This window comes from Rossellomorea oryzaecorticis (assembly GCF_045897515.1).
Classification (GTDB): Bacteria; Bacillota; Bacilli; order Bacillales; family Bacillaceae_B; genus Rossellomorea; species Rossellomorea enclensis.
This window is the reverse complement of the sequence record NZ_JBJOSA010000002.1, coordinates 159,418-184,434: the sequence shown is the minus strand read 5'-3', so window position 1 is coordinate 184,434 and position 25,017 is coordinate 159,418. Positions and strand designations below refer to the sequence as shown.

Annotated in this window: 26 protein-coding genes and 1 other annotated feature; all 26 genes read right to left on the bottom strand. The window is 42.8% G+C overall.

Translation table 11 applies throughout. The features are described from left to right. Positions 1 to 78: 78 nt before the first annotated feature. Positions 79 to 624, bottom strand: coding sequence for a bifunctional pyr operon transcriptional regulator/uracil phosphoribosyltransferase PyrR (pyrR, locus tag ACKA06_RS03095; protein WP_032088911.1), 546 nt, complete (start codon positions 622 to 624; stop codon positions 79 to 81). 187 nt (positions 625 to 811) lie between these two features. After that, positions 812 to 1,723 carry an RluA family pseudouridine synthase gene (locus ACKA06_RS03090; RefSeq protein WP_411158997.1) on the bottom strand — a complete coding sequence of 304 codons (912 nt, stop codon included), beginning with the start codon at positions 1,721 to 1,723 and terminating at the stop codon, positions 812 to 814. Further along, positions 1,689 to 2,189: a signal peptidase II gene (gene lspA, locus ACKA06_RS03085; protein ID WP_058298372.1), complete on the bottom strand. Its 501-nt coding sequence runs from the start codon at positions 2,187 to 2,189 to the stop codon at positions 1,689 to 1,691. Before lspA ends, ACKA06_RS03090 begins: the two co-directional genes overlap by 35 nt. Positions 2,190 to 2,281: 92 nt before the next feature. Beyond that, on the bottom strand, positions 2,282 to 2,569 hold the full coding sequence (locus tag ACKA06_RS03080; RefSeq protein WP_032088914.1) for a hypothetical protein: 288 nt from the start codon (positions 2,567 to 2,569) through the stop codon (positions 2,282 to 2,284). Positions 2,570 to 3,119: 550 nt separating this feature from the next. After that, positions 3,120 to 5,891: an isoleucine--tRNA ligase gene (gene ileS / locus ACKA06_RS03075; protein WP_032088915.1), complete on the bottom strand. Its 2,772-nt coding sequence runs from the start codon at positions 5,889 to 5,891 to the stop codon at positions 3,120 to 3,122. A gap of 97 nt (positions 5,892 to 5,988) precedes the next feature. After that, positions 5,989 to 6,232, bottom strand: a binding site (T-box leader). Between the two features lie 50 nt (positions 6,233 to 6,282). Continuing rightward, positions 6,283 to 6,798, bottom strand: coding sequence for a DivIVA domain-containing protein (locus ACKA06_RS03070; RefSeq protein WP_032088916.1), 516 nt, complete (start codon positions 6,796 to 6,798; stop codon positions 6,283 to 6,285). A 90-nt stretch (positions 6,799 to 6,888) separates the two neighbouring features. After that, positions 6,889 to 7,656: a YlmH family RNA-binding protein gene (locus ACKA06_RS03065; RefSeq protein WP_032088978.1), complete on the bottom strand. Its 768-nt coding sequence runs from the start codon at positions 7,654 to 7,656 to the stop codon at positions 6,889 to 6,891. A gap of 97 nt (positions 7,657 to 7,753) precedes the next feature. Further along, positions 7,754 to 8,017: a YggT family protein gene (locus ACKA06_RS03060; RefSeq protein WP_032088917.1), complete on the bottom strand. Its 264-nt coding sequence runs from the start codon at positions 8,015 to 8,017 to the stop codon at positions 7,754 to 7,756. 8 nt (positions 8,018 to 8,025) lie between these two features. Beyond that, positions 8,026 to 8,475: a cell division protein SepF gene (locus tag ACKA06_RS03055; RefSeq protein ID WP_032088918.1), complete on the bottom strand. Its 450-nt coding sequence runs from the start codon at positions 8,473 to 8,475 to the stop codon at positions 8,026 to 8,028. Between the two features lie 16 nt (positions 8,476 to 8,491). Next, on the bottom strand, positions 8,492 to 9,166 hold the full coding sequence (locus tag ACKA06_RS03050; protein WP_032088919.1) for a YggS family pyridoxal phosphate-dependent enzyme: 675 nt from the start codon (positions 9,164 to 9,166) through the stop codon (positions 8,492 to 8,494). A 1-nt stretch (position 9,167) separates the two neighbouring features. Continuing rightward, positions 9,168 to 9,989: a peptidoglycan editing factor PgeF gene (gene pgeF / locus ACKA06_RS03045; RefSeq protein WP_231938032.1), complete on the bottom strand. Its 822-nt coding sequence runs from the start codon at positions 9,987 to 9,989 to the stop codon at positions 9,168 to 9,170. 59 nt (positions 9,990 to 10,048) lie between these two features. Further along, entirely contained in the window at positions 10,049 to 10,330 is a 282-nt protein-coding gene (locus ACKA06_RS03040; protein WP_032088920.1) for a YlmC/YmxH family sporulation protein, read from the bottom strand. Positions 10,331 to 10,569: 239 nt separating this feature from the next. After that, entirely contained in the window at positions 10,570 to 11,346 is a 777-nt protein-coding gene (sigG, locus tag ACKA06_RS03035) for an RNA polymerase sporulation sigma factor SigG (protein WP_032088921.1), read from the bottom strand. Between the two features lie 191 nt (positions 11,347 to 11,537). Beyond that, the gene (sigE, locus tag ACKA06_RS03030; protein WP_032088922.1) at positions 11,538 to 12,257 is read right to left on the bottom strand and encodes an RNA polymerase sporulation sigma factor SigE; all 720 of its coding nucleotides are present in this window, start codon (positions 12,255 to 12,257) and stop codon (positions 11,538 to 11,540) included. A 53-nt stretch (positions 12,258 to 12,310) separates the two neighbouring features. Continuing rightward, positions 12,311 to 13,234 (bottom strand): sigma-E processing peptidase SpoIIGA, encoded by a 924-nt coding sequence (gene spoIIGA / locus ACKA06_RS03025; RefSeq protein WP_032088923.1) that lies wholly within the window; start codon positions 13,232 to 13,234, stop codon positions 12,311 to 12,313. Positions 13,235 to 13,501: 267 nt separating this feature from the next. Beyond that, positions 13,502 to 14,662: a cell division protein FtsZ gene (ftsZ, locus tag ACKA06_RS03020; protein WP_032088924.1), complete on the bottom strand. Its 1,161-nt coding sequence runs from the start codon at positions 14,660 to 14,662 to the stop codon at positions 13,502 to 13,504. Between the two features lie 39 nt (positions 14,663 to 14,701). Continuing rightward, complete coding sequence (gene ftsA, locus ACKA06_RS03015; RefSeq protein WP_032088925.1) at positions 14,702 to 16,003, bottom strand: cell division protein FtsA; 1,302 nt, start codon at positions 16,001 to 16,003, stop codon at positions 14,702 to 14,704. A 108-nt stretch (positions 16,004 to 16,111) separates the two neighbouring features. Next, on the bottom strand, positions 16,112 to 16,483 hold the full coding sequence (locus ACKA06_RS03010) for a small basic family protein (protein WP_032088926.1): 372 nt from the start codon (positions 16,481 to 16,483) through the stop codon (positions 16,112 to 16,114). 1 nt (position 16,484) lies between these two features. Further along, positions 16,485 to 17,213, bottom strand: a complete 729-nt coding sequence (locus tag ACKA06_RS03005; RefSeq protein WP_032088927.1) for a DUF881 domain-containing protein — start codon at positions 17,211 to 17,213, stop codon at positions 16,485 to 16,487. 49 nt (positions 17,214 to 17,262) lie between these two features. Then, positions 17,263 to 17,976: a DUF881 domain-containing protein gene (locus ACKA06_RS03000; protein WP_411158996.1), complete on the bottom strand. Its 714-nt coding sequence runs from the start codon at positions 17,974 to 17,976 to the stop codon at positions 17,263 to 17,265. Then, positions 17,951 to 18,784, bottom strand: coding sequence for a cell division protein FtsQ/DivIB (locus ACKA06_RS02995; protein WP_411158995.1), 834 nt, complete (start codon positions 18,782 to 18,784; stop codon positions 17,951 to 17,953). The genes ACKA06_RS03000 and ACKA06_RS02995 overlap by 26 nt, the downstream gene beginning before the upstream one ends. 730 nt (positions 18,785 to 19,514) lie before the next feature. Continuing rightward, entirely contained in the window at positions 19,515 to 20,615 is a 1,101-nt protein-coding gene (spoVE, locus tag ACKA06_RS02990; RefSeq protein ID WP_411158994.1) for a stage V sporulation protein E, read from the bottom strand. 114 nt (positions 20,616 to 20,729) lie between these two features. Next, a complete protein-coding gene (murD, locus tag ACKA06_RS02985) occupies positions 20,730 to 22,079 on the bottom strand; it encodes a UDP-N-acetylmuramoyl-L-alanine--D-glutamate ligase (protein WP_411158993.1) in 1,350 nt (449 codons plus the stop codon). Further along, a complete protein-coding gene (mraY, locus tag ACKA06_RS02980; RefSeq protein WP_032088931.1) occupies positions 22,080 to 23,054 on the bottom strand; it encodes a phospho-N-acetylmuramoyl-pentapeptide-transferase in 975 nt (324 codons plus the stop codon). Between the two features lies 1 nt (position 23,055). Continuing rightward, complete coding sequence (locus ACKA06_RS02975; protein ID WP_052011641.1) at positions 23,056 to 23,472, bottom strand: hypothetical protein; 417 nt, start codon at positions 23,470 to 23,472, stop codon at positions 23,056 to 23,058. Positions 23,473 to 23,474: 2 nt separating this feature from the next. Then, positions 23,475 to 24,935 (bottom strand): UDP-N-acetylmuramoyl-L-alanyl-D-glutamate--2,6-diaminopimelate ligase, encoded by a 1,461-nt coding sequence (locus tag ACKA06_RS02970; RefSeq protein ID WP_032088932.1) that lies wholly within the window; start codon positions 24,933 to 24,935, stop codon positions 23,475 to 23,477. Positions 24,936 to 25,017 lie beyond the last annotated feature (82 nt).

Below are 25,017 nucleotides of genomic sequence, written 5' to 3'. Positions count from 1 at the left end.
GAGGGTATAAGAAGGCATTCAGCCCATCATTCCCATCCTTTGTCAGCCTCTCTGGACCAATCTTAAAAGGATTATGCTTTATTCTTTTTCATGAATGGTTACCTGTTCTTCCCCGTCTACTTCGGAGAGTGATACCATGATCTTTTCAGAACTTGAAGTTGGTATGTTTTTACCTACAAAATCTGCCCTGATCGGAAGTTCCCTGTGTCCTCTGTCCACTAGGACGGCCAATTGAATCTGGCTTGGGCGCCCTCTGTCCATCAGAGCATCGAGTCCTGCCCGAACCGTTCTTCCGGTAAATAATACATCATCTATCAGAATAACTTTTTTGTTGGTGATATCTACCGGCAGGTCTGATCCCTTCACTTCCGGTTCATTGTCTTCTGTCTTCTTGCTGAGATCGTCCCTGTACAGCGTGATGTCGATTTCTCCTACAGGAATTTCTTCTCCTTCTATGTCATGAATGCGTTCCGCAAGGCGTTTGGCAATATAGATCCCCCTGGTCTTGATTCCGACGAGGACACAATTCTCGATGCCTTTATTTCGTTCGATGATTTCATGGGCGATCCGCGTCAATGCCCTCCTGATCGCGGGTTGATCTAATACCGTTGCTTTTTTTGCCATTCCTGCACCTCTTTTCGCCTTTTTGTTTATAAAAAAACCCTCTCACCGTTTGGATGAGAGGGCACACTTATCGTTAATAATCACTGCACGCCTGTCGCAGGTCGTACATTGCTCCTTCTCAGCCTCACGGGACCGTATTAAAGGTGTTATTCAATTAACTAAATGGTACAGGTTGTCTCCACGTTTGTCAATGGTTATTTTTCAACTGTGCTAACAACTGCTCGAATTCCTTTGGAAGCTCAGCCTGGAATTCCATATATTCCTCAGTCCTTGGGTGGTTGAAGCCGAGAACTTCGGCATGGAGCGCCTGTCCATTTATATTTAACGTTTTGCGTGGACCATATTTAGGGTCTCCGGCGAGCGGATAACCTATATACTTCATATGGACACGAATTTGATGGGTGCGGCCGGTTTCGAGTTCACACTGAACCAATGTAAAGTCCTTGAAACGCTCCAATACTTTAAAGTGAGTGACGGCATTCTTTCCATTGTCCACCACCGTCATACTCTGGCGGTCTTTGGGGTCCCTGCCGATCGGAGCATCAATTGTCCCGTATTCATGAGGGATGGTCCCGTGGACGATTGCTGTATATTTTCTCGTTACCGTCTTTGCCACCAGCTGATTGACCAGATGTTCATGTGCCAGGTCATTTTTTGCAACCATCAATAAACCGGATGTATCCTTATCGATCCGATGCACGATTCCGGGTCTTAATACACCATTGATACCGGAAAGATCTTTACAATGATACATAAGTCCATTCACCATCGTACCGGAATAATGGCCCGGTGCGGGATGGACAACCATCCCCTTTGGCTTATTCACTACAATGACATCCGAATCCTCATAAGCGATATCCAGATGAAGATTCTCAGGTTCGACATCAAGTCCCTCGGGTTCTGGAATCGTGACTGTGATTGTTGATTCAGCAGGACATTTAAAGTTTGGCTTGACCTTTTCTTCATCAACTTTGATGTGTCCGTCCTTGATCCACTGCTGGACCTGTGACCGGGACCATTCTTTATTCAGTCCGCTTACTATCTTATCGATCCGTTCACCCTGCTCATTCTGTTGTATGATATGTTGAATTACTTCCATTTTGTTTCTCCTTCTTTGCTTTTCGTTCGTCCAGATACATGTATATGATTAATAGTGCCACTCCGATTGTCAATGCTGCATCGGCAATATTGAATATCGGAAAATCATAGGAAAAAATATATGTATTTAAAAAATCGACAACTTCTTTTCGGAAGATACGGTCAATAAAGTTTCCAATTGCCCCCCCAAGCATAAATGCGAGGCTTATACTGAATAAAGCCTTACCTTTCGCATGGACCTGCATATAATACACAATTCCCACAATTACTACTAACGTAATAATGTAAAAAAACCACATTTGCCCCTGGAGTATTCCCCATGCTGCACCTTGATTCCGATGAGAAGTCAAGTAGAAAACGTTTTGAATGATTTCTATACTTTCCCCTTCTTGCATCTTTTTCACAACCAACCACTTCGTCAGTTGATCCAATCCAATTACAACCAAAGCCACTAAATAATAAAACACAAAGGCAACCTCCACATCGTAAGAAATGATTACCTTTGCATTTTAGCATAAACAAAAGAATAAAGACACTTAATCCGCGAGAAAAGATGGTTTTATGATTGCCTTCCCACATGGATTTTCCCGTATTGTCTCCATTCATTAGCCTCTCGCAATGAAGTAACAGTCGGGTTCATCTTAATCAGGTCAAAGGGAATTTCTTCACCGCTCATCTCACATAGTCCGAAACGATCCTGAGAAGCAAGATGAAGCGCGTGTTTCACATCTGAAATTTCCTCTTTAATAAAATGTTGTATTAACGGGTGTTGAGATCGACTTGCCTCCAGCTCTTTTAAAGATGCTGTCAATTCCTGAATGATGGATGTGTATCGGTCATATGTCATCTTGATCCCTCCATTTATAGTATGGAGGAAAGAAAAATAAAGTTGTCTTGCAAGATATAGTAATTATGGAATTGGGCCGTTCAATGACATAACAGCGCTATTTAGAGAAATATGTCAATGATTTCATGCTTAATAAAGCCAAAACATAAATGGTTCTGTTGCAATTCCGCTAATGATTTCCGTGCAAGACTTCGCTTTCCGCGGGTAGCCCGTGAGCCTCCTCAGAGCTTGCACTCCTGCGGGGTCTCACCTGTCCAGCTGCAGGGCTTAGAGGCACAGGTCATAAGCCAAACCGGCCAAGAAGGCAAAGAGCGCCTTCCAGGCCGCCTCGTCTTATGCCCCCCGCCTCTGAACAAAGCCCTTTCGCTTTTCTTATAAGCTACTCTACCCGCAGGAGTCTTCGTCTTGCACTCCAATCAACCGCTGGAAAGAGCTAACATTTAACTGTACATTTAAACAAAAAACCCTAACTATTTTGCATACCTGAGGCAAATTAGTTAGGGTTTTGCTAAGACCAAGACACTTTATTTTCCAATCACTAACATATATTTTATGCTAGATGAGAATAATTTTCTTTTACTACGGAAGCACAACGCGTGCATAGTTCGGGGTGATCTTTGTCTTCCCCTACTGTCGGAGTGACTACCCAGCAGCGGGCACATGTTTCGCCTTCAGCTTTTTCGACGACAATCTTGTTTTGTCCGACTGTCAATGCATGTTCAGGTGCATCAGCTGCTTCACCGCCGACTTCTATGGCTGAAACGATGAATAATTGTTTCAGATCCTCTGAAATGGAGTTAAGTAAAGATTGAGTTTCATCATTTACGTAAAGAGTCACTTTTGCCGTTAATGATTTTCCGATCACCTTTTGATTACGCGCTTCTTCCAGAGCTTTTAATACATCATCACGAATTTCAAGGAATGCGTTCCATTTTGTTTTAAGCTCTTCGGCATTAGGGATTTCCTTCCATTCAGGCATATCCGTTAATTGTACACTTTCTCCTTCTACTCCAGGGACATGAGCCCACACTTCGTCTGTTGTATGAGAAAGAATCGGTGACATCAATTTCGCAAGAACAACCAACGCTTCATATAACACAGTCTGCATCGCTCTTCTCTCATAGTTATCTTCAGCTTCGATGTACAGGACATCTTTTGCAAAATCTAGATAGAATGAGCTTAAATCCAAAGTACAGAAGTTGTTGACCGCATGGTAGATGCTTGCAAATTCATAATTGTCATATGATTTCTTCACATTTTTGACCAGGTCATTCAGTTTGACCATCATGAACTGATCAACTTCACGAAGATCCTCATATGATACTTTATTGGCTTTTGGATCGAAGTCAGCCAGGTTACCGAGGAGGAATCGATACGTATTGCGGATCTTCCTGTATACTTCAGCCACTTGTTTTAAAATCGGATCAGATACGCGTACATCTGATTGATAATCAACTGAAGCCACCCATAGGCGGAGGATATCCGCACCGAGCTGTTTCATGACTTTTTCCGGTACTACTACGTTTCCAAGTGATTTACTCATCTTTCTTCCTTCTCCGTCAAGTGCGAATCCGTGGCTCAGTACCCCTTTATAAGGTGCTTTTCCTGTGACCGCCACACCTGTCGTAAGTGATGAGTTGAACCAGCCGCGATATTGATCGGACCCCTCAAGGTAAAGGTCTGCAGGACGCTGCAGGTCATCACGGGCTTCAAGTACTGCCTGGTGCGAAGAACCTGAGTCAAACCACACATCCATGATGTCCTGTTCTTTCGTGAACCGGCCATTCGGACTTCCTTCATGAGTGAAGCCTTCTGGCAGAAGATCCTTTGCTTCCTTCTCAAACCAGATATTAGAACCGTGCTTGCTGAATAATGCAGACACATGATCAATCGTTTCATCCGTGATGATTTCCTCGCCGTTTTCAGCGTAGAATACCGGGATTGGGACGCCCCATGCACGCTGTCTTGAAATACACCAGTCACCGCGGTCCCTTACCATATTGAAGAGGCGTGTTTCACCCCAGTTTGGCACCCACTTCGTATCCTTGACAGCCTGCAGCAGCTCATCACGGAACTTATCAATTGATGCGAACCATTGTGCTGTCGCTCTGAAGATAACCGGCTTTTTCGTACGCCAGTCATGAGGGTAAGAGTGTGTGATAAAGTTCAGCTTCAATAATGCCCCGGCTTCCTCAAGCTTTTCAGTAATAGGTTTATTCGCTTTGTCATAGAATAAACCTTCAAATCCTGGTGCTTCAGAAGTCATTACACCCTTATCGTCGACAGGGCACAAGACGTCCAATCCGTACTTTTTACCGACAAGGAAGTCGTCTTCCCCATGACCCGGAGCAGTGTGTACACAGCCTGTACCTGAGTCTGTTGTAACATGATCACCAAGGATTACAAGTGATTCACGGTCATAAAGCGGATGTTTCGCTTTCAAACGCTCAAGTTCGGCGCCTTTGACTTTTTTCGTTACATTGTAATCTGCCCATTCGAGGGTTTCTGCAACATCCTCAAGTAGATCTTCGGCTACTACATAGGAGTTGTCATTGATTGATACTACTACGTATGTGAGATCCTGATGAACCGCGATCCCAAGATTCGCCGGAATCGTCCACGGGGTTGTCGTCCAGATAATGAACTGAGTTCCTTCTTCCAGGATTCCATTTCCATCAGTCACATTGAATCCAACATAAATGGACGGGGACCGCTTATCCTGGTATTCAATTTCAGCTTCTGCCAGAGCGGATTCACTGGAAGGAGACCAGTATACAGGTTTTTTTCCCTTATAAATATATCCTTTTTTCGCCATATCACCGAACACCTTGATTTGCTGTGCCTCGTATTCAGGTTTTAACGTAATATAAGGATTTTCCCAGTCTCCGCGGACGCCAAGCTGTTTGAATTGAGTTCGTTGGATATCAACTTGCTCATATGCGTATTCTTCACATAACTTACGGAATTCCGCAACGGTCATTTCTTTTCTTTTTACCCCTTTATTCGTAAGTGCCTGCTCGATTGGAAGACCGTGCGTATCCCATCCCGGCACATATGGTGCGTGGAATCCGTTCATCGATTTGTATCGTACGATAAAGTCCTTCAAGATCTTATTCAGGGCATGCCCCATGTGGAGGTTCCCATTTGCATAGGGAGGACCGTCGTGAAGGACAAACAGAGGACGTCCCTGTGTGCGTTCTTGTACCTTCTTATAAATATCCATCTCTTCCCACTTCTGTTGTGTTTCGGGTTCTCTTTTAGGCAGGTTCCCTCTCATCGGGAACTCTGTTTTCGGCATTAATAATGTTTCTTTATATTCCATAGCTATATCCTCCTTCAGCATGATCGTTATTGCCATTTTTTCTACTTTCGTACGTGTTTAATCATATCAGAACAACAAAAAAGCTTTCTCATCCCTGAAAAGGGACGAGAAAGCTTTCCCGCGGTACCACCCTCATAAAAATATCCAACGGGATATTTTCACTCGTTTCATTCGTAACGTGAATAAACGCCAAACACTAGTTATCCCGGTTCGATGGATAATTTCATGCATGGAGCTCAAGGGTGATCTTCCGCATCTATCTCCTTACCGGGCTTCCACCATCCCCGGCTCGCTATATAGGATAAAAAGTAGAAACGTACTGTCCCTATCCCAGCTTTTATTATGGCAAATTAGATTATTTTTCAATTATATGAAAAGAACGCAGCTTTCGTCAAGACAGTGTCTCTTCTTCTTTCAAAGTTTTTAATTCAGTGGCATCCAAATCGAATTCCATCAGCTTATCCCAATCGTCCGTTCCCAGAAGATCGAGCTGAGCTTCGATCAGCATTTTGAAGCGTGTACGGAAAACTTTTGACTGTTTCTTAAGTTCTTCGATTTCAATCGCAATCTTTCTGGCTTTTGACAATGATTCATTGACAATCCTGTCAGCATTTTTTTCTGCTTCTTTGATGATCAATTTCGCTTCCTTAGTAGCGTTCCGTTTTACTTCTTCCCCTGCTTCTTGAGCGATGACAATGGATTTATTGAGGGTTTCCTCAATCGTTGTAAAATGACCTAAACGTTCATTTAACGCATTCAACCGTTCCTCGGTTTCTTTCTTTTCACGGATAAGGATCTCATAATCTTTAATGATCTGGTCTAAAAATTCATTGACCTCATCCTCATCGTAGCCGCGAAAACCGCGACTGAATTCCTTGTTATGTATATCTAACGGCGTTAAAGGCATGGGAGCCACCTCCAGTACTTGGTGAATTACATTTTCATTATAACTAAAATTTCGACAGTATGTGGGGAAATCCCTTTATTTTTCTTTAAATTATTTCAAAATCCCCAAAGAAATGCGCCATTTTTCGCGTTTTGTTCTTCCTTCGATCGAGATCAGCTTACTTCTGCCGAACCCCCTTACCGATATAACATCCCCCGCTTCTACTTCAATGGATGCATTTTCGGTGACTTTCCAATTCAGTTTCACAAGATTGCTTTTGATAAAAGTCTGGGCTTTCTGACGTGAAATATTATAAATTGCAGCCATAACCGCATCGAGCCTCAGTGAACTTACGGTCGTCACCTTCTCCTGCCATTCTTCCATCGTCTCAATCAGATCAGTCATCGGGACTTCCTGCAAGGTCACCGTTGCTTTCCCGATCTGTGTTAATTCCAGCCTGACATACTCTGATATTTCTTCAGCCAGTAACAGCTGGAGCTTCTGGCCGGCTGCAAGGATATCTCCGAATTTCTCACGTTTCAGCCCGAGTGACATGATGCTTCCCAAAACGTGCTTGTGTTCTATTGTAACAAACTTGCCCGGGTACTCAATCTCAAATAAACGTATACCATAATCTTCTTCCTGAGGTTGGAAATAGGAGGGATACAAAAGCGCCCTTTTTCTCTCCGTACCCTCTGGATAAAAGGAGAGTTTCACCTCTTCATTCTGCCCGACGATTGACTGAATGATATGCTGCTGCCTGGGGTCAAGAAAATCAGTCCGCTTTGGTGCGTATTGGTTTTCCACCTGTTCTCTCCATTCAAGTACCCCATCGACAAATTCTTTTTCTTCCTGCCTGAAATGTTGATAAATGGACATCATTTCACTTCCCTCTATTGTTTAAGATGCATCAGCGGCAAAATAAAAGAGCTGAAACCGGTCTGTATGTTTCAGCTCTTTACCATTTTACAAAAATCTAGATGAACCAAAAGAATAATTGGCGAAGGCCCATCTGAGCCAAATTCAAGACAATGAATGCGACGATTGGCGAAATATCGATCATTCCAAGCGGAGGCACGAAACGTCTGAACGGTTCTAGGTATGGTTCACAGATCCTCGCAAGAAATTGTCCAATGGATGATTCCCTGGCGTTAGGGAACCATGACATTAATATATAGATGATTAATGCCCATGAATAAAGCTGAATGAGTGTAGATAAAACGTCAAAAACGAATGCCATAATTTACATTACCACCTTGAATCAGATATGTCTTCTTCTTTTAAGAACTCCGAAATGTTCCCGCTCACTTCCACATTATCCGGTGTACAGAGGAAAATATCCATGCCTACACGCTGAATGTCCCCGCCTATCGCATAAACTGTACCACTCAGGAAATCAACGATACGCTTAGCCTGATCGTGCTGGATTCTTTGAAGATTCACAAGGACGGACCTTCTATTTTTCAGATGGTCGGCAATTTCCTGTGCTTCTGCATAAACCCTTGGTTCCACAAGTATCACCTTTGAGGATTTCTGCACGCTTTGAAGGCTGACTACATTTTGTTTTGTTTGCGCAGCGGGTTGAGTTTTCATTTTCTTCTTCTCCTCGAATTCCTCTTCGTATCTTTCATCTTCTTCATAATCATATTCTTCCTCATCCAATAAAAAGAACGTTTTCAATTTTGATTTTATGCCCATTTGCGTACATCCCCTCTCAGTCATTTCCAACTAACGCTGATCCAATACGGATAAAAGTGGCTCCTTCTTCAATAGCAATTGTATAATCATTACTCATCCCCATTGATAGCTCTGTACATGGTGCATATGGTAATTCCATGGAATGTATGTGCTCCTGAAGTTCCCTTAACGAGCGGAAGCATTTTCTCAGGAAATTCTCATCATCTGTATGAGGCGCCATTGTCATCAATCCGACCACCTTGATATTAGGGTAATCTTCCAGATTCCTGATGAACCCCGCTACTTCCTGCGGATCCATGCCATGTTTCGAATCCTCTCCGGATACATTCACCTGAACGAAACAAGACACGGGCCTATCCGCTCTTTTGTGGATTTCCTTGGCTAGGGAAAGCCTGTCCAAAGAATGTATGTATGAAACTTTATCAATAATATTTTTGACCTTCCTCGATTGCAGTGTACCGATGAAATGCCATTGTGGTTCACCTTTTAATACTTCCCATTTCTCCATGAGTCCCGAGTCCCTGTTTTCACCCAAGTGAATCAAACCTGCCTGAACGGCTTCTTCAGCTCTTTTGATCGAAACATATTTGGTTACAGCAACAATATTGATTTCATCGGGATCTCTTGCAACTTTAGAGCAAGCTTTGATTATTTGATTATTTATCATTTCCAGTTTTTCTGCTACTTTCATTTCATAACTCCTTCCAGCCGATAAAACTCATCATTCTTCCTGTTTTCCCCTCATCTCTCCGAAAGGAATAAAAATCATCGCTGCAGGAAGAACAATAACCAGAAGTATGGATCTGTTTTTCATCCAGACCGCTTTGAAGCAGCAAAAGTCTGTTGACTTCTTTCAAATCCAGATGATACTGTCCCTCTTCCTTTAAATTATAGGGTAAGTCGTTCCCATCTTCTAGTACTTTTTTTATTGCATCCAACACCCTGTCATCAACAACATAGCAATTCCGGCATACCGAGGGGCCAATGACGGCTTCAATATCGCTGACCCGTGAACCTCTTGCAATGAATCCGTGTATCATTGCCGGCCCGATTTCTCCTGCTGTCCCCTTCCAGCCTGCGTGGGCCACACCGATCAGACCGGTATGTTTGTCAAGGAAATAGAGAGGCACACAATCTGCATAACACATCGTCAGTAAAATATTTTTATGGCTTGTAATAAAACCATCCGTGTCCTTTATACACGTGGAATATGAGGTGCTTCCCATTCCGCGCTCCAAAGGAATGACTTCATGAACCCTGCTTCCATGGGTCTGTTCTGCAGCTGCCCAGGTGTCTAATGGGAATTGAAGGGATTGGGCTATCTTTTCCCTATTCTTCAGCACATCGGAGCTTTCATCACCAACATGCAGTCCCATATTCAAAGACGTATAGCTCCCTTTGCTTTCCCCGCCATGTCTGGAAGTGATTCCTGCTTTCAGCCCCGGGATAACATCAGTCCAGGTCTTGATGGTATAGATGGATTCCGTTTCTTTATAAAAAGGATCAATAGACACGAGTGAATCTCCTTCTTTTTTTTATAAGTGTACCACAGATACTGAATATTCGTCATTTTTCAAGGAGATTCTTTAGGTTCCTCAAGTTGTCCCTGTACATAGTGACTCTCTTTATGTCGAACAAGGATGACGTCTTCCCCGATTTTCACGATACTTTTCCAAGGAATGACAACATCTTCTTCCTTGCCAAAGAACCCTAATAACTTGCCGCCGGTTCCAATTACGATTGCTTCAATCCTGCCTGTATCCAGATTGATTTCAATATCTCCTATGTTCCCCAGTTTTTTCCCATCCGATATATTGACAACATCCTTGACTTGGAATTCAGAAATTCGTACCAAGCGATTCCCCTCCCGCATGCTTTTGAATGGCATAGAGTGCAAAATGTTTGCACCAAGGTGTAATCATTTTGCACCTAGGTGTAAACATTTTGCACCTAGGTGTAAACATTTTGCACCTAGGTGTAAACATTTTGCACCGTATTATATTGTATGCAGGAAAAAGAAAGGCAGACCCGGGAATTAAGGATCTGCCTTTCTCGATTGTCCATGAGAGGTTCCATTTTTCTCATGTTTTTCTCTTATTGGATATTCTTATTCATTTGTTTTATGGCTGCTTTTTCTAATCGGGATACTTGAGCTTGTGAAATCCCGATTTCGTCAGCCACTTCCATCTGTGTTTTTCCTTGGAAAAAGCGTTTACTGATAATCAGCTTTTCCCTGTCATTCAGTCTACGCATACCTTCCTGCAATGCGATTTCTTCGATCCAATGAAAGTCACGGTTCCGTTCATCACTAAGCTGGTCCATTACAAAGATAGGATCTCCCCCATCATTATATATTGGCTCAAATAGTGAAACCGGATCCTGGATGGCATCGAGCGCAAAGACAATCTCTTCATGCGGTACATCCAGAACCTTGGCAATTTCCTCAGCTGTCGGTTCTTTGGACGTTTCACCCATCAGCTTTTCCCTTACTTGCAGGGCCTTATAAGCTATATCGCGCAGAGATCTCGATACACGTATAGGGTTATTGTCGCGCAGGTAGCGGCGAATCTCTCCGATGATCATCGGTACTGCATAGGTGGAGAATCGTACATTTTGACCTAAATCAAAGTTATCGATTGACTTCATCAAACCGATACATCCGACTTGAAACAAGTCATCAACATACTCACCACGGTTGTTAAAGCGTTGAATTACACTTAAGACGAGACGTAAATTACCATTCACAAGCTTCTCTCTTGCTGATATATCACCAGCTTGCATTTGTTTGAACAGCACTCTCATTTCTTCATTCTTCAATACTGGTAATTTTGAAGTATCTACACCGCAAATCTCAACTTTATTTCGTGTCATTCTTTCCCCTCCTTGCAGGAGCTGTTGTACAAAATTCAGTATTTCCTTGAAGAGGAAAAATATGCATTTCATCCGGACGGTCTGCTCATGAATTTCTTAAAACCCCTTACAAATACTAGAAAAAAACACACGAAATTTTTTATTTTAACAATCAAAAAAGCTGACTTTTCATTAAAAGTCAGCCCTGTCTTTTACACCATTTTATTAAACTCTTTCTTCAATCTTTTGATGATCCTTTTCTCCAGCCTGGAAATATACGATTGGGAAATTCCCAGCATATCAGCTACATCTTTCTGGGTTTTTTCTTCTTCCCCCATAAGGCCGAACCTCAGTTCCATGATTTGTTTTTCCCGATCTGACAGCTGGTGGAGCGCATTAAACAACAACTTTTTATCCACAGTCGCTTCCAGGTCTTTTGTAATAATATCTTCATCTGTCCCGAGAACATCTGATAGCAGTAATTCATTGCCGTCCCAATCAATATTAAGGGGCTCATCAAAAGAAACTTCCGACCGGATTTTATTGTTTCTTCTTAAATACATAAGTATTTCATTTTCAATGCATCTTGAGGCATAAGTAGCTAGTTTGATCTTTTTTTCAGGATTGAAGGTATTGACTGCTTTGATCAGGCCAATCGTTCCTATACTGATCAAGTCCTCAATATTAATCCCGGTATTCTCGAATTTCCTTGCAATGTATACGACTAATCTCAGGTTCCGTTCTATAAGAAGTGATCGTGCTGCTTTATCACCATTAGGTAATTTATTCAGAAGTACTTGTTCTTCTTCTTTACTAAGTGGGGGAGGCAGGGCCTCACTGCCTCCTATGTAGTAAATTTCATCTGTTTTTATACCAAGCTTGATTAATAATTTGTACCAGACATATAAAAATTTGATTTTTAATTTTTTCATCGTTGTTCCCCCTTCTATTTCTTTAGAATGTGAGTATAGTAGTAGTATTCGAATTACGAAACATTCTGTACCGGCTTACCGGCAGCCATCCTCGGATGTACGATCGCTCCAAAACTTTCATCCGCAGAAAGCGGTTCTTTCCTGAAAACGATTAGTCCGTGTGCCGGCCACGAAGATTCATGATCTTTTAGAGTTATGGAGTCGGGTTTTATCGCTGCGAGCAGCTGACTTTTCCTTCCGACTGACTGAGCCGGGATGATTCTAAGCCGGTCTGACCACTCTTCGTTCAGATTACGTTGACCTGAGAAAATATCTTCAGCTTCTTCACATAACAAAATGACCTCTTCCGGAACAGTTTCCTTTAAGGAGGAAACCGACACGATCATGACAGGAGCCTTGGAAATGGGGTCCTGCAGCTGGTTGCCGCTGTCCACTAACCCTTTGACGGTCCATTCAAATGCACCGATATTCAAAGAGACATCCACCAGCTGATCATATTGGATCTTTACGTACTCCACACTGTCCATCCTGCTTTTAGAAAAATACCACGCGACAGGAAGGGAGAGCATGACGAATACCCAGCTGATCGGATCACCAAAACCCTTGATGCTTGCGAGCAGAACAGTCGTTTTAGAACCCGGGTCAAACGTCAGGAAGTAATGTGCACCGATAAGGATTCCACCTGTTAAGAACGTAACGAAATAAAACATGAGAAGATTTGTCAAGAAGTAACGAAGTCTCTTAAACCCGAATGAAGAATATACCATGACCAAAGAAAATAACAGTTTAACCAGAGGATTTCCTACCAGAAATGCATAGGGAGAAAACGAAAGAATGATGATGGCGGAACCTATTAAACTCCCTATCGCAATTCTCCACAGAGCATATTGTCTCTTGAGGATCAAGCCTGTTAGCCATAGCAATATAAAATCCACACATACATTCAGCAGCCAGATGACATCTAAATATAAGGTCAATTCCTGCCCTCCTTAAACTTCATCTAGTCCTATGCCTCAATTAAAACTGATTGACTTATAGGAAGTATATCGTACATCCCCTCTAAAAGTTTGTCATTTTATGTATGGGAGGACGGAAAACTTTTAAGAGAAAGAAACGAAATATGTCACTTCATCTTTGAACGATTTAAAAAGACAGAGTAAATGGAGGAAACAAAAAAAAGACCCCTGAACTGGGGTCTTTTTTTTGAAAGTTATTTAACTGAACTCAGTCGAGTCAAACAGTGATTATCGTCTTCTGTTTCGGTTGCGAAGGAATGTAGGAATATCAAGTGTTTCCTCGGCACCCTGATTATTGGATGAAGAGCGTACAGGTTCCTGTTGTTGAGTTTCCTCACGTTTTGGCTGTTCACGCTTAACCTGCTGTCCTGTTGGAGCAGGATTCGGCTTTACACCGCCAAATGTAGGACGTGTCTGTTTCGGTGCCTGTAATACTTCTTCATTAAATCCTGTTGCGATGACAGTTACTATGATATCATCTTTTAAGTCTTCGTTGATGACTGAACCGAAAATCATGTTAACATCCTGGTCGGATGCAGAAGCAACGATATCTGCAGCTTCCTGAACTTCATACAGGCTCAGGCTTGTACCGCCGGTGATATTCATCAAAACACCTTGGGCACCATCGATTGATGTTTCAAGCAATGGGCTGGAGACAGCTTTTTTAGCCGCTTCGGCAGCACGATTCTCCCCTGATGCCGCTCCGATCCCCATTAAAGCGGAACCTTTGTTGGACATGATTGTTTTAACGTCTGCAAAATCAAGGTTGATCAATCCAGGTGTTGCGATAAGATCGGAAATACCCTGTACACCTTGTCGGAGGACGTTATCCGCTTCCCTGAATGCTTCAAGCATCGGGGTGCTCTTGTCAACGATTTCAAGAAGTCTGTCATTAGGAATGACGATTAACGTATCCACGCCTTCCTTCATGGCAGCGATCCCGCCGCTTGCCTGATTTGAACGCTTGCGGCCCTCGAAGGTGAAAGGACGGGTCACAACACCGACCGTCAGCGCACCGATTTCACGTGCGATCTGAGCAATGACAGGTGCCGCACCTGTACCGGTACCGCCTCCCATACCTGCGGTTACGAAAACCATGTCCGCCCCTCTTAATGCTTCTTCGATTTGCTCTTTACTTTCTTCTGCAGCTTTCTTACCAACTTCAGGGTTGGCTCCTGCGCCAAGTCCCCTCGTCAGTTTCCCGCCGATTTGCATCTTAATCTCGGCTTTTGATAGATTAAGAGCCTGTGCGTCTGTATTTACGGCAATAAATTCAACACCCTGGACGCCATGCTCAATCATACGGTTGACTGCGTTGTTTCCGCCGCCACCGACACCGATAACTTTTATGGTTGCTAATGAATCTAAATTTGTATCAAACTCCAACATGTCAAATCCTCCTAACTCGTCGAATCAATGGATTCCTTATTATTCAAAGAAGTATCCAAAGAACTTTTTCACTTTTGACATCGCCTTATCATCTTCATGTGTTTCTTCTGTTACTTTAGCTGGCTTCGGCTTCTTATTTGTTTGTTTCGGCTGCTGCCTTTTCTCGGATGCTTCAACAGGCACAGGTTCTGCACTTACGGTCTTTCCTTGTAATCTGGCATTCTTCTGTGCATATTTTATCAATCCGACAGCTGTCGTATACTGCGGCTCCCTCACCCCGATATAATCCGGGATGGCTACGCGTACCCTGTTCTGGAATACAATTTGTGCTAATTCTAACACACCTGGGAGATTTACTACACCGCCAGTCAATACATATCCGCCAGGCAGGTCCCTGATACCCATTCTCTTCAGTTCATGGCTGATAAGGTCAAGGATCTCTTCAAGCCTTGCTTCTATGATATCAGAAATTTCTAATTGATTAAATTGTTGATGCTGGTCACTTCCGATAATCGGGACACTGAATACTTCATCTTCTGATGCATGATCATAAAAAGCATGTCCATATTTAGTCTTTATCTTCTCAGCATCTTCGGTTGATGTCCTTAGACCGATGGATAAATCCTTTGTAATATGTTCACCGCCAACAGGCAGTACCGTAGTGGCCTTCAAATGACCGTGCTCGAAAACGGCTATCGTTGTGGAACCACCGCCAATATCAATCAGCGCCGCCCCCAGATTCTTTTCATCTTTGGAAAGAGCGACTGATCCGGCTGCCAATGGCTGCAGCACAATATCCACAATTTCAAGTCCTGCTTTTTCAACACAACGCAGCGTATTATGTAATATTGTTTTGGATCCCGTAATGATTGTGCCTTCCATTTCAAGGCGCACACCAATCATGCCTCTCGGGTCTGTAATTTCATCCAATCCATCAACGATGAATTGTCTAGGAATGACATTGATGATTTCCCTTTCAGGCGGAATCGATACAACTTGCGCAGCATCCATCACCCTGAGGACATCCTCATCCCCTATTTCACGGTTCTCACTGGAAACGGCCACCACTCCGTGACAATTCTGGAGTGAAACATGATTTCCGGTAATGCCGACGATGACCTGGTTAATGGATAACCCGATCATTCTTTCTGCTTGTTCTACTGCCTTCTTTATTGTTTGAACAGTTTCGTCTATGTCTACGATGGAACCCTTTCTGATTCCTTCCGATTCTACATTTCCTACACCGATAATGTTCAAGGAATCATTTGACATTTCTCCAATGATCACTTTCACTGTGGATGTACCGATGTCTAGGCTAACGTAAATTTCATTGCTGTTCACTCTATGGCACCTCCTTAAAAAATGTTTATGGGAACAACAACCCCTAGATAGTCTCAATTCTAAGTATATCTTAAATAAGATATTCGTCGTAACAAAAACGATTCCCTTTTAAAATTCTGAATTTTTTTCTCTTTTTTCTTGATTATTCGTCCAATTGCTAATAAGTATCCTTCTTATGACTGCTATGTTCTGGAACAACCTGACTCCAAAAGCAAAAACAGCCGCCAGATATAAGTCTACACCAAGATGAACCCCTAGAAAAGCTAAACTTGCTGCCAGTAAAATATTAAAAAAGAACCCCGAAACAAAAACTTTATCATCGTAGATATTTTGGAGGTGTGCACGTATTCCGCCAAAGAGCGTATCCAGTGCAGCCAGGACTGCTATCGATAAATAATTCGAGTATTCATCTGGAATTCTAATATCCGTAAGAAGGCCGAGTATGACCCCTACCAGCAGTCCCAATACGGGAAGCCACATATCATCCGTTACCTCCTCTTTCACTGACCGGTTCCATATATCGGATCCGGATTGTATCCTCATATGATGGTAATACCACTTCTTCCAAAGGTTTGGATATGGATACCCGGAGATTATCGATAAAGAAATCCTCCGCAGATTGCGATACCTGCATCCGGTTATACAATTTCTGTGCAGTCTCAAGATCTTTTGTCAATACTCTGACTTCAAACGGGATTTTAGTAATGGAAAAACCGTCGATATTTGTTTCCCCGTTAATATCACGGATAACTGAGGTGTTGATCAGCCGGTGTCCGTCTATCGAAATATCCATCGCATCATACTGATTTAACTCATTGACCAGCCTCTCGAGGAGCTGAGGGGATACAGTCTGTACTTTTTCACCCAGTAATATTTCTTCCATGGCGGGCTCAATGGTAAGGATCAGACCGGTTCCTTTTTTCTCGGTCAAACCCGCTTCCGTTTTCAGTTCATCTAAAGTCTGTTTCAATGCCTGCTCAGGGCTTGCCTCTCTGTCTGTTTCATAAGTTTCTAGCTTCTCTTCGACAGTTCGCATTTCCTCAAGAAGGCTGGAATTCAGTTCTTTCTCTTTAAGGAGAGCATCCCTTAATTCCCATATGTCTCTCGTATCACGGACAACAGGTTCCTTGACTGTCTGAAATTGAATGGCAATCATGAAACCGATGATAATGGTGATAACCGTAAAACTTGCTTTAAGCTTGTTGTCCAATCCCCTTCACCTTGCTTCCAGATCACTTTCTTTAAAATTGGAGTGCAGACTACTGCAATTCGCCGATCAATGGTTCCAGAACAATTTCTGTTTTCTTTTCTAAAGAAAATTCAATATTTTCATTGACCAGTTGATCCTTGACTCCACCCGTAATATTCATTGCGGAAGAGAGAACCTCCGAATCCCCGATTGCTGTAATTTCGAACGGAGCGGGATATTCAATTCCGTCGATTTGTATGACCGGTCCATTACATAGCACATAGGAATCATGCTTCAGCCTCTGTCCGTTTATGGCGACCGCCGAAGCACCGGCTATATACAATTCGTTTATCACCTTGAATATATGGTGTTCATGGACAATATAATTGTTTGCGTTATCTTCTTTTGGTTTATAGTCAGCGTCAGAAAGAGTCACTTTCACTCCCGGACCTTTGACCTTGGTCTTCCCTAAGAACATGCGGTATTTTTCTGCCTCTTCTGCAAGGTTGAAATAGATTTGCTTTTCTTTAGAGAATTCCTTTTCCATATTGACTACTTTTTCCTGTTTTTCGTAAAGCTGTTCCTGAAGATTATTATTCTTCTGCTGCTGGGAAAGAATTTGATCCCGCAGCTCTTCTTCCTGCTTCCATTGGCCGTTGCTCCGTTTACCTTGACCGTTTTCTTCCGAGTTGGCAATACTGTAAGAAAAAGCCAGGATGAAACCCAGTACCAAGCTTACGAGGGAGAGGATAACATGTTTACCCTTCACTTTCATCCCCGGCATCCCCCTCACCTTCATCTTCTTCTACAGCATCACCCGCTGGTTCCACTTCACTTTCTGATTCCTCAGATTCGTATGATCGGAAATAAGAACCCACCTCTAAATCAATGACCCCTTTTTGCGAAGGGTCCAATTGACTGACAATCGAAGGGTAATGTTCCATCTTTTCTGAAAATGTCCTGATCGTAGCACTTACTTCATACCCATCATTCATAAATAGAGTCAAGTGGTATTGGTCCGTCTTCTTCGGCGTCAGGTTGATTTCTGAAATGAGGTGCTGGACCTCTTTCGGGAGCTCCCCCAATTCAGAAATCATTTTTTTCAATGCTTTATCCTCTTTGAATCCCCTCAGCAGAGGAGCATCAACCGGAATGGATTCTGTTCCCTTATTCAGAACCTTGCCGTTTTCCAAAATGATTTGAAACTTATTGTCCTTAAGAAGATAGGCTTTCTTCCCTAGCTCATCCACTTCAATTACAAAAGAATTGGGAAATGACATCTTCACCTTGGCATTCTTGATTTCAGGAAGCTTATTCAGCCGTTCGGAGGTTTCTTTCTTATTGACGCTCCATACATTCATTCCCTGCTTTATCTTGCTTTCGGAAATAATGGTTTCGCTTGGGACAAGCTCATTCCCTTTCACTTCAATGTTCTTGACATGACTGAGAGGAGATTGAAAGTATATTACAGACAGAATCATGATCAGGAAAAGCGAGAGCAGGAATATCAGCCTTCTGTTTGCTTTCTTCTTTCTGTGCTGTTTCAGTTTTGGAATTCTTTCTTCAATGGAAACAACATTTTCTTTTCTCATTACGTTTTTCCTCAATTTCATTTCGTATTTATGGGGCATGTTTCACCACACCTAAAAAATGAAAGTACTCTTTCCAATACGGGCTGCCTTCCCAATGAATGTGAAGGACATGTGTAAGAGATTAGGACGGTTATCATTTTAAAGTCAATTTACTTTCCTTACCTGCATCAAACATAATGAAAATTTCAAATGATCGTTATGTATATTCCATGGAATCATAAAGAGGATAACCTTTAGTTAATTACACTCTTCCCCTCTATTCTAAACACCAATTCCATGTTATGAAAGGATGTCATTGAATTGTAAAAGTTTTGGTTAAAAAAAGTAATATAATCTCCTATAATATTGAAAACCTTAGGTACTTTCACACGTTTCGTTTATGTAATTAATTGTAACATCTAACCTCCGAATATCCTATTACTATTTCAATAAAATTTACTGAATAGTTCTTTTTTCACTAAAATAGAATTCTACTTATTGACTTCTTTCATTTCCCGTGAAGAAATTCCTTTTCACATACTCATCCCGCTCTGATTTTTGTTTGTTTTTTTGCAACCCTGATTATTGAATCAATTTTGACTTCTTAACTTACCTGATTCCATTATCACCGCTATTGATTTCCGTGCAAAACTTCGCATTCAACCTAGGAATTGAAAAAGAACAAAAAAGATTGGCTTCCGAATCATTCTGTCAGTTGTTTCTGACGGTGAATGACTGGAAGCCAATCTCTTTAGTTTCTTGAATAGCGGCTGATGTTGAGGAGGACGCCGACTGCCATGAGCATGAGGGTCAGGGAGGATCCCCCGTAGCTGAGGAATGGCAGTGTGATTCCTGTTACCGGCATTAAGCCTGTTACGACCCCGACATTGATCATGACTTGGATGGCGATCATGGATACAATCCCTACAGCAAGGAAACTCCCGAAGAGGTCGGGTGCCCCCAGCGCGATACGTATTCCGCGCCAGAGAATCAGGGCGAAAAGGAGAAGGACAAATGTACCTCCTATGAACCCCAGTTCCTCTGCCAATATCGCAAATATGAAATCATTCTGCGGTTCAGGCAGATAGAAGAACTTCTGTCTGCTTTCACCCAGCCCTAAACCAAAAAGTCCTCCGGGACCGATTGCATAAAGCGATTGAATGATCTGAAATCCGCTGTTAAGAGGGTCTTCCCAGGGATCCAGAAAGGAAGTGATCCGTTTGATCCTGTATGGAGCAGATACGACCAGGGCAGCGAATCCGGCCGAGCCGGCCAGCCCCATCCAGGCAAAATGCATCACTCTTGCTCCTGAGATGAAAATCATCACCACACAGGTGCCGACCATGACGGTACCTGTCCCTAAATCAGGCTGGAGCATGATCATGCCGAACGCTGTAAATACCAATAACAGCGAAGGCAGGACCCCTTTTCTGAAGGAAGTGATATATTTTTGGTTTTCAGATAAATATTTTGCCAGGAAAGCGATCATTGCCAGCTTCATGAATTCTGAAGGCTGAATGGAAAAGGCTCCTACTCCTATCCAGCTCCGGGATCCATTCCTCAATACTCCTACTCCCGGTATCAATACAAGTACAAGCAGTACAAAGCAGATGATGACAAGGACTTTCGCCCAGTTTCTCCATGTCCAATACTCCACATTCATGATAAAAAACATGGCAAATACCCCGACGGCCGCAAACAGCAGCTGTCTTTTGGCAAAAAAGAATGAATCATCGAATTTATAATCCGCCCATACCGCGCTGGCACTGTACACCATGATCAATCCTACAGCTAAAAGTGTAAGCGTCACGATGATAAGGATGAAATCCGGAGTAGATTTTTTTAAAGGCATCTTAACACCTCGAATAAACGTATTTGAGCCGCTTCAAGCAATACATACCGTTCAGTTTCTAAGAATGCCTTTCTGGTTGTTTAAGTAATCTTGCTTTATAATGACAAGCCCTTATTAAAGGGTATGCACCGCTTTAATAAAAATGTCACCTCGTTCTTCAAAAGTTCGATATTGATCCCAGCTTGCGCATGCGGGGGACAACAGGATCACATCCCCTTCTTCCGAGTTTTCAAAAGCGGCCGGCACTGCCTTTTCCACATTATCGACACGGAGGATCGTTTGTATCCCTGCCTTTTCTCCCGTTTGCTGCAATTTATCAGCCGTCTCGCCGAACGTAATGAGTGTCTTAACATTTTTAAGATGTGGAATAAGGTCATCGAATCCGTTCCCTCTGTCCAACCCGCCTGCCAGTAATATAGTCGGTGTGTTAAAGGCATTGAGTGCACTTTTCGTTGCCAGCGTGTTTGTTGCTTTGGAATCATTGTAGAACTTCCGTCCATTCACTTCTTTTACAAATTGAGTACGATGCTTTACTCCCGCAAATTTTCCAAGCACACTCATAATGCTTTCGTTCGATACTCCATATAATTTAGCAGCAGCCACGGCACAAAGTATATTTTCAAGATTATGTGCACCCGGCAGTACCACAGAAGACAAATCCCCGATGCGTTCTTTTTTGAAATAGATTCCGCCTGCCTTTATATAGGCGCCCCCTTCCACTTCCTGAGTAGTGGAGAAAGGGATAATGGACGCTTTAGTAAAACCGACAGTCTTCACGAGATGGTCCTGGTCATGATTGATGATCAAGTAATCATCTTCAGTCTGATTCTTTGTAATATTTGCTTTCGCGTGCCAATATTCCCCGAGATCTCCGTGATAATCAAGGTGTGCTTCATAGAGATTGGTTATAATGGCTATATGAGGGGAAAACTCCTGGATGCCCATTAGTTGGAACGAAGAAAGCTCAACAACCATTTTTTCATCCTTAGCCGCTGTCTGCGCCACTTCTGATGCAACCGTCCCGATATTCCCTGCAATCAGCGGGCGCTGTCCGCCTTCATTAAGGATTTCATAGAGCAGTGTCGTTGTGGTCGTTTTTCCATTTGTACCGGTAATGCCGATCATTTCAGCCTCAGATACTAAATAGGCGAGCTCCACTTCGGTAAGAACCGGAATCCCCTTTTCAACCGCCCTTTTTATAAGCGGATTATGATAAGGGATGCCGGGATTCTTCACGACATATTCAAAGCCTTCATCCAATAATTCGATGGGATGGCTCCCGCATATCACTTTAATCCCTTCTTGAAGGAGACCCTGAGCCTCGGGATTTTCTGCCAAAGGCTTCTGATCATTGACTGTTACAAAAGCTTCCAGCTTATGTAGTAATGAAGCGGCGCTCACTCCGCTCTTTGCCAAACCCAATACTAGAACTTTTTTATGTTTGAACTTCGTAATTTTCTTCAATTATAACCACACCTCAATATAGATTCCTAATACAGCAAAAAGCAAACCAACCGTCCAAAATGTCACGACCACTCTCCATTCAGACCAGCCGACGAGCTCGTAATGATGGTGCAGGGGACTCATTTTGAAGATTCGTTTTCCCGTTGTTTTAAAAGAGGCAACCTGTAGAATGACTGACAGTGTTTCTATTACAAAGACTCCACCGATCAAGATCAGGATGATCTCCAGTTTCGTAAGGATGGCAATCGTAGCAATTGCCCCTCCGAGTGCGAGTGAGCCGGTATCGCCCATGAATACCTTGGCCGGATGTGCATTGAACACTAGGAAACCAAGGACGGCTCCTACCACTGCTACCCCGAATATCGCTATATCATATTGACCTTGATTCCAGGCAAGAACTGCCAAAGCACCAAAAGCAATAGCCGATGTACCTGATACCAATCCATCCAGTCCGTCTGTAATATTCACAGCATTTGAAAAACCGACCAGCCAGAATATAATGAACACTACATAAAACCAGCCAAGATCAAATGATATATCTGTCAATGGAATGGATACAGTGGTCGGAAAGTCATTCTGCTTAAAGATGAAATAAAATATTGCAGAGATTACAATCTGGCCCAGGAGCTTCTGCTTGGAAGTCAAGCCCAGGTTACGCTTCATGACTACTTTGATAAAATCATCCAGAAAACCAAGGAGGCCAAATCCAACTGTCACGAGAAGCAAAAGATAGGTTTCAGCGCCCGGCTCTGAGTATTTCCCTGTCATGACAAAGGTCGTGATGACAATCGATAGAAGAAATACAATCCCCCCCATTGTAGGGGTGCCCGTTTTCTTTTGATGCGACTGAGGACCTTCATCCCTGATGCTCTGACCAAATTTCAACCTCCGCAAGAAGGGAATAAAAACGGGAGAGAGCAGCACGGTGATGAGAAATGCCATAATAATTGTGAAAAATATAACTTGCTCAAGCACACTATTCCCCTCCTTTCTTACCTTGGTCCATATCTTCCAAGTTTTCTTCGTTCACTGCTGTTTTTAAATCAGATTCACTATTACAAATAAACTTCGTCATAATTTCCCACTTTTCTTCTTTGTTTTTTTGATTATAAAAATGTATAAGCTCTTGATAAGCTGTATGAACATCATCAACCAGAAATAAAGGAAAGTGATTCGGAACAAATAGAGGAACCGTTTCACTTCTTTTCCATAGAGAAGCGACTGCACCATTCGAGATGCTGTCAAAAAGCTTCATCTGAGAATCCAATGGAATAAATAACCCCTTCTCCAGTTTGACGTGCGGGAGCGGGGAAACAGCTTTAAATACCATTCCCGCCAGCTCTACTCCTCGTGTATATGGAAACAGTTGCCTGACATCTTCATAAAAGAGCATGGTTACAGCTCCCTTATAATTTGTCTTGCAACTTCCCGATCATCGAAATCATATACATCATTCCCGATAATCTGGTAAGTTTCATGGCCCTTGCCGGCAATGAGGACAACGTCCCCTTCTTTTGCCTGAAGGATGGCTTCTTTTATCGCATTTTTCCGATCAGTAATCAACTTATATTCTTTTCCGACGGCTCCGGCTTCCATATCTTTTAAAATATCGATAGGATTTTCCGTCCTTGGATTATCTGATGTGAAAACAGCGAAATCCCCGTACTCACAAGCGATTTCTGCCATGATCGGCCGCTTGATTTTGTCCCTGTCGCCTCCGCACCCCACAACGACGATGATCTCGCCGGCCGCTATCGACTGAATGGTTTCCAGTACATTTTTCAACCCATCAGGTGTGTGGGCATAATCAATGATCACAGAGAAAGGCTGACCCTCAGAAATCGATTCAAATCTCCCTCTTACACCTTGGGCGTTTTCGAGCAGCCTAACACTTTGTTCGACGGATATGCCGGCAGCCGAAGCTGCAGCAATCGCGGCAAGTGCATTATACACATTGAATTTCCCGGCAAGCGGGAGGACTATGTCCTTCTCCCCGAACGGACTGACCAGGGTAAAGGAAGATTCAGAAGGTTTCAATTGCAGGTCCCGTGCGCAGAAGTCTGCTTCCGCTGATAAACCATATGTGAATACATGAGCTGCTGTGGACCTGATGAAATATTCCGCGGCATGATCATCTTTGTTTATGATGGCATATTTAGGAGTTTTTTTATAATAAGTATTTCCTAATTGTGAAAACAATAAGCCTTTCGCATTCCGATACTCATCCATTGATCGGTGGTAGTCCAGATGATCCTGAGATAAATTGGTGAAAACGGCAATATCATAGTCACATCCATGCACCCTCCCTTGATCGAGGGCATGTGAGGAAACTTCCATGATGGCAGACTTGACGCCTTTCTTGCAGAACCGATGAAACGTCTGCTGCAGAGTCAAGCTGTCCGGCGTCGTATTATGACTCACCTCAAGCTCGTCGCCTGCTTTTATATGCATCGTCCCTATAAGTCCCGTCTTCATTCCATTACCCGTAAATATCTGATCAATCAGATTAGTGGTAGTGGTTTTGCCATTTGTGCCCGTCACACCAACAAGCAACAAACGATGTGAGGGCTGTTCATAAAAATGATCCGACAGGACAGCCATAGCTTTTTTCGTGTCCGGCACAATGATTACGGGTATGTCAACGTCCACTTCCCTTTCTGCAAGAATAGCAGCTGCACCGTTTTTCTCAGCAACATGGGCGAGGGAATGGCTGTCAACCTCCAGACCTTTGATACAGATAAATAAATCCCCATTCCTTACTTTCTTATGGTGGTTTGCGATGTTTGAAATAGCCGGATTTCCTTCACCCTGTACTTTGTAAAACGGCAGTACTTCCAGCAAAGCGTGCAATCTCATCATTTCAACTCCTCACAGGTAGAAAGCAACCTTTTTATATTTTACATAAAAATAGTCTTGAAAGCTATCAACCTTTTAACTT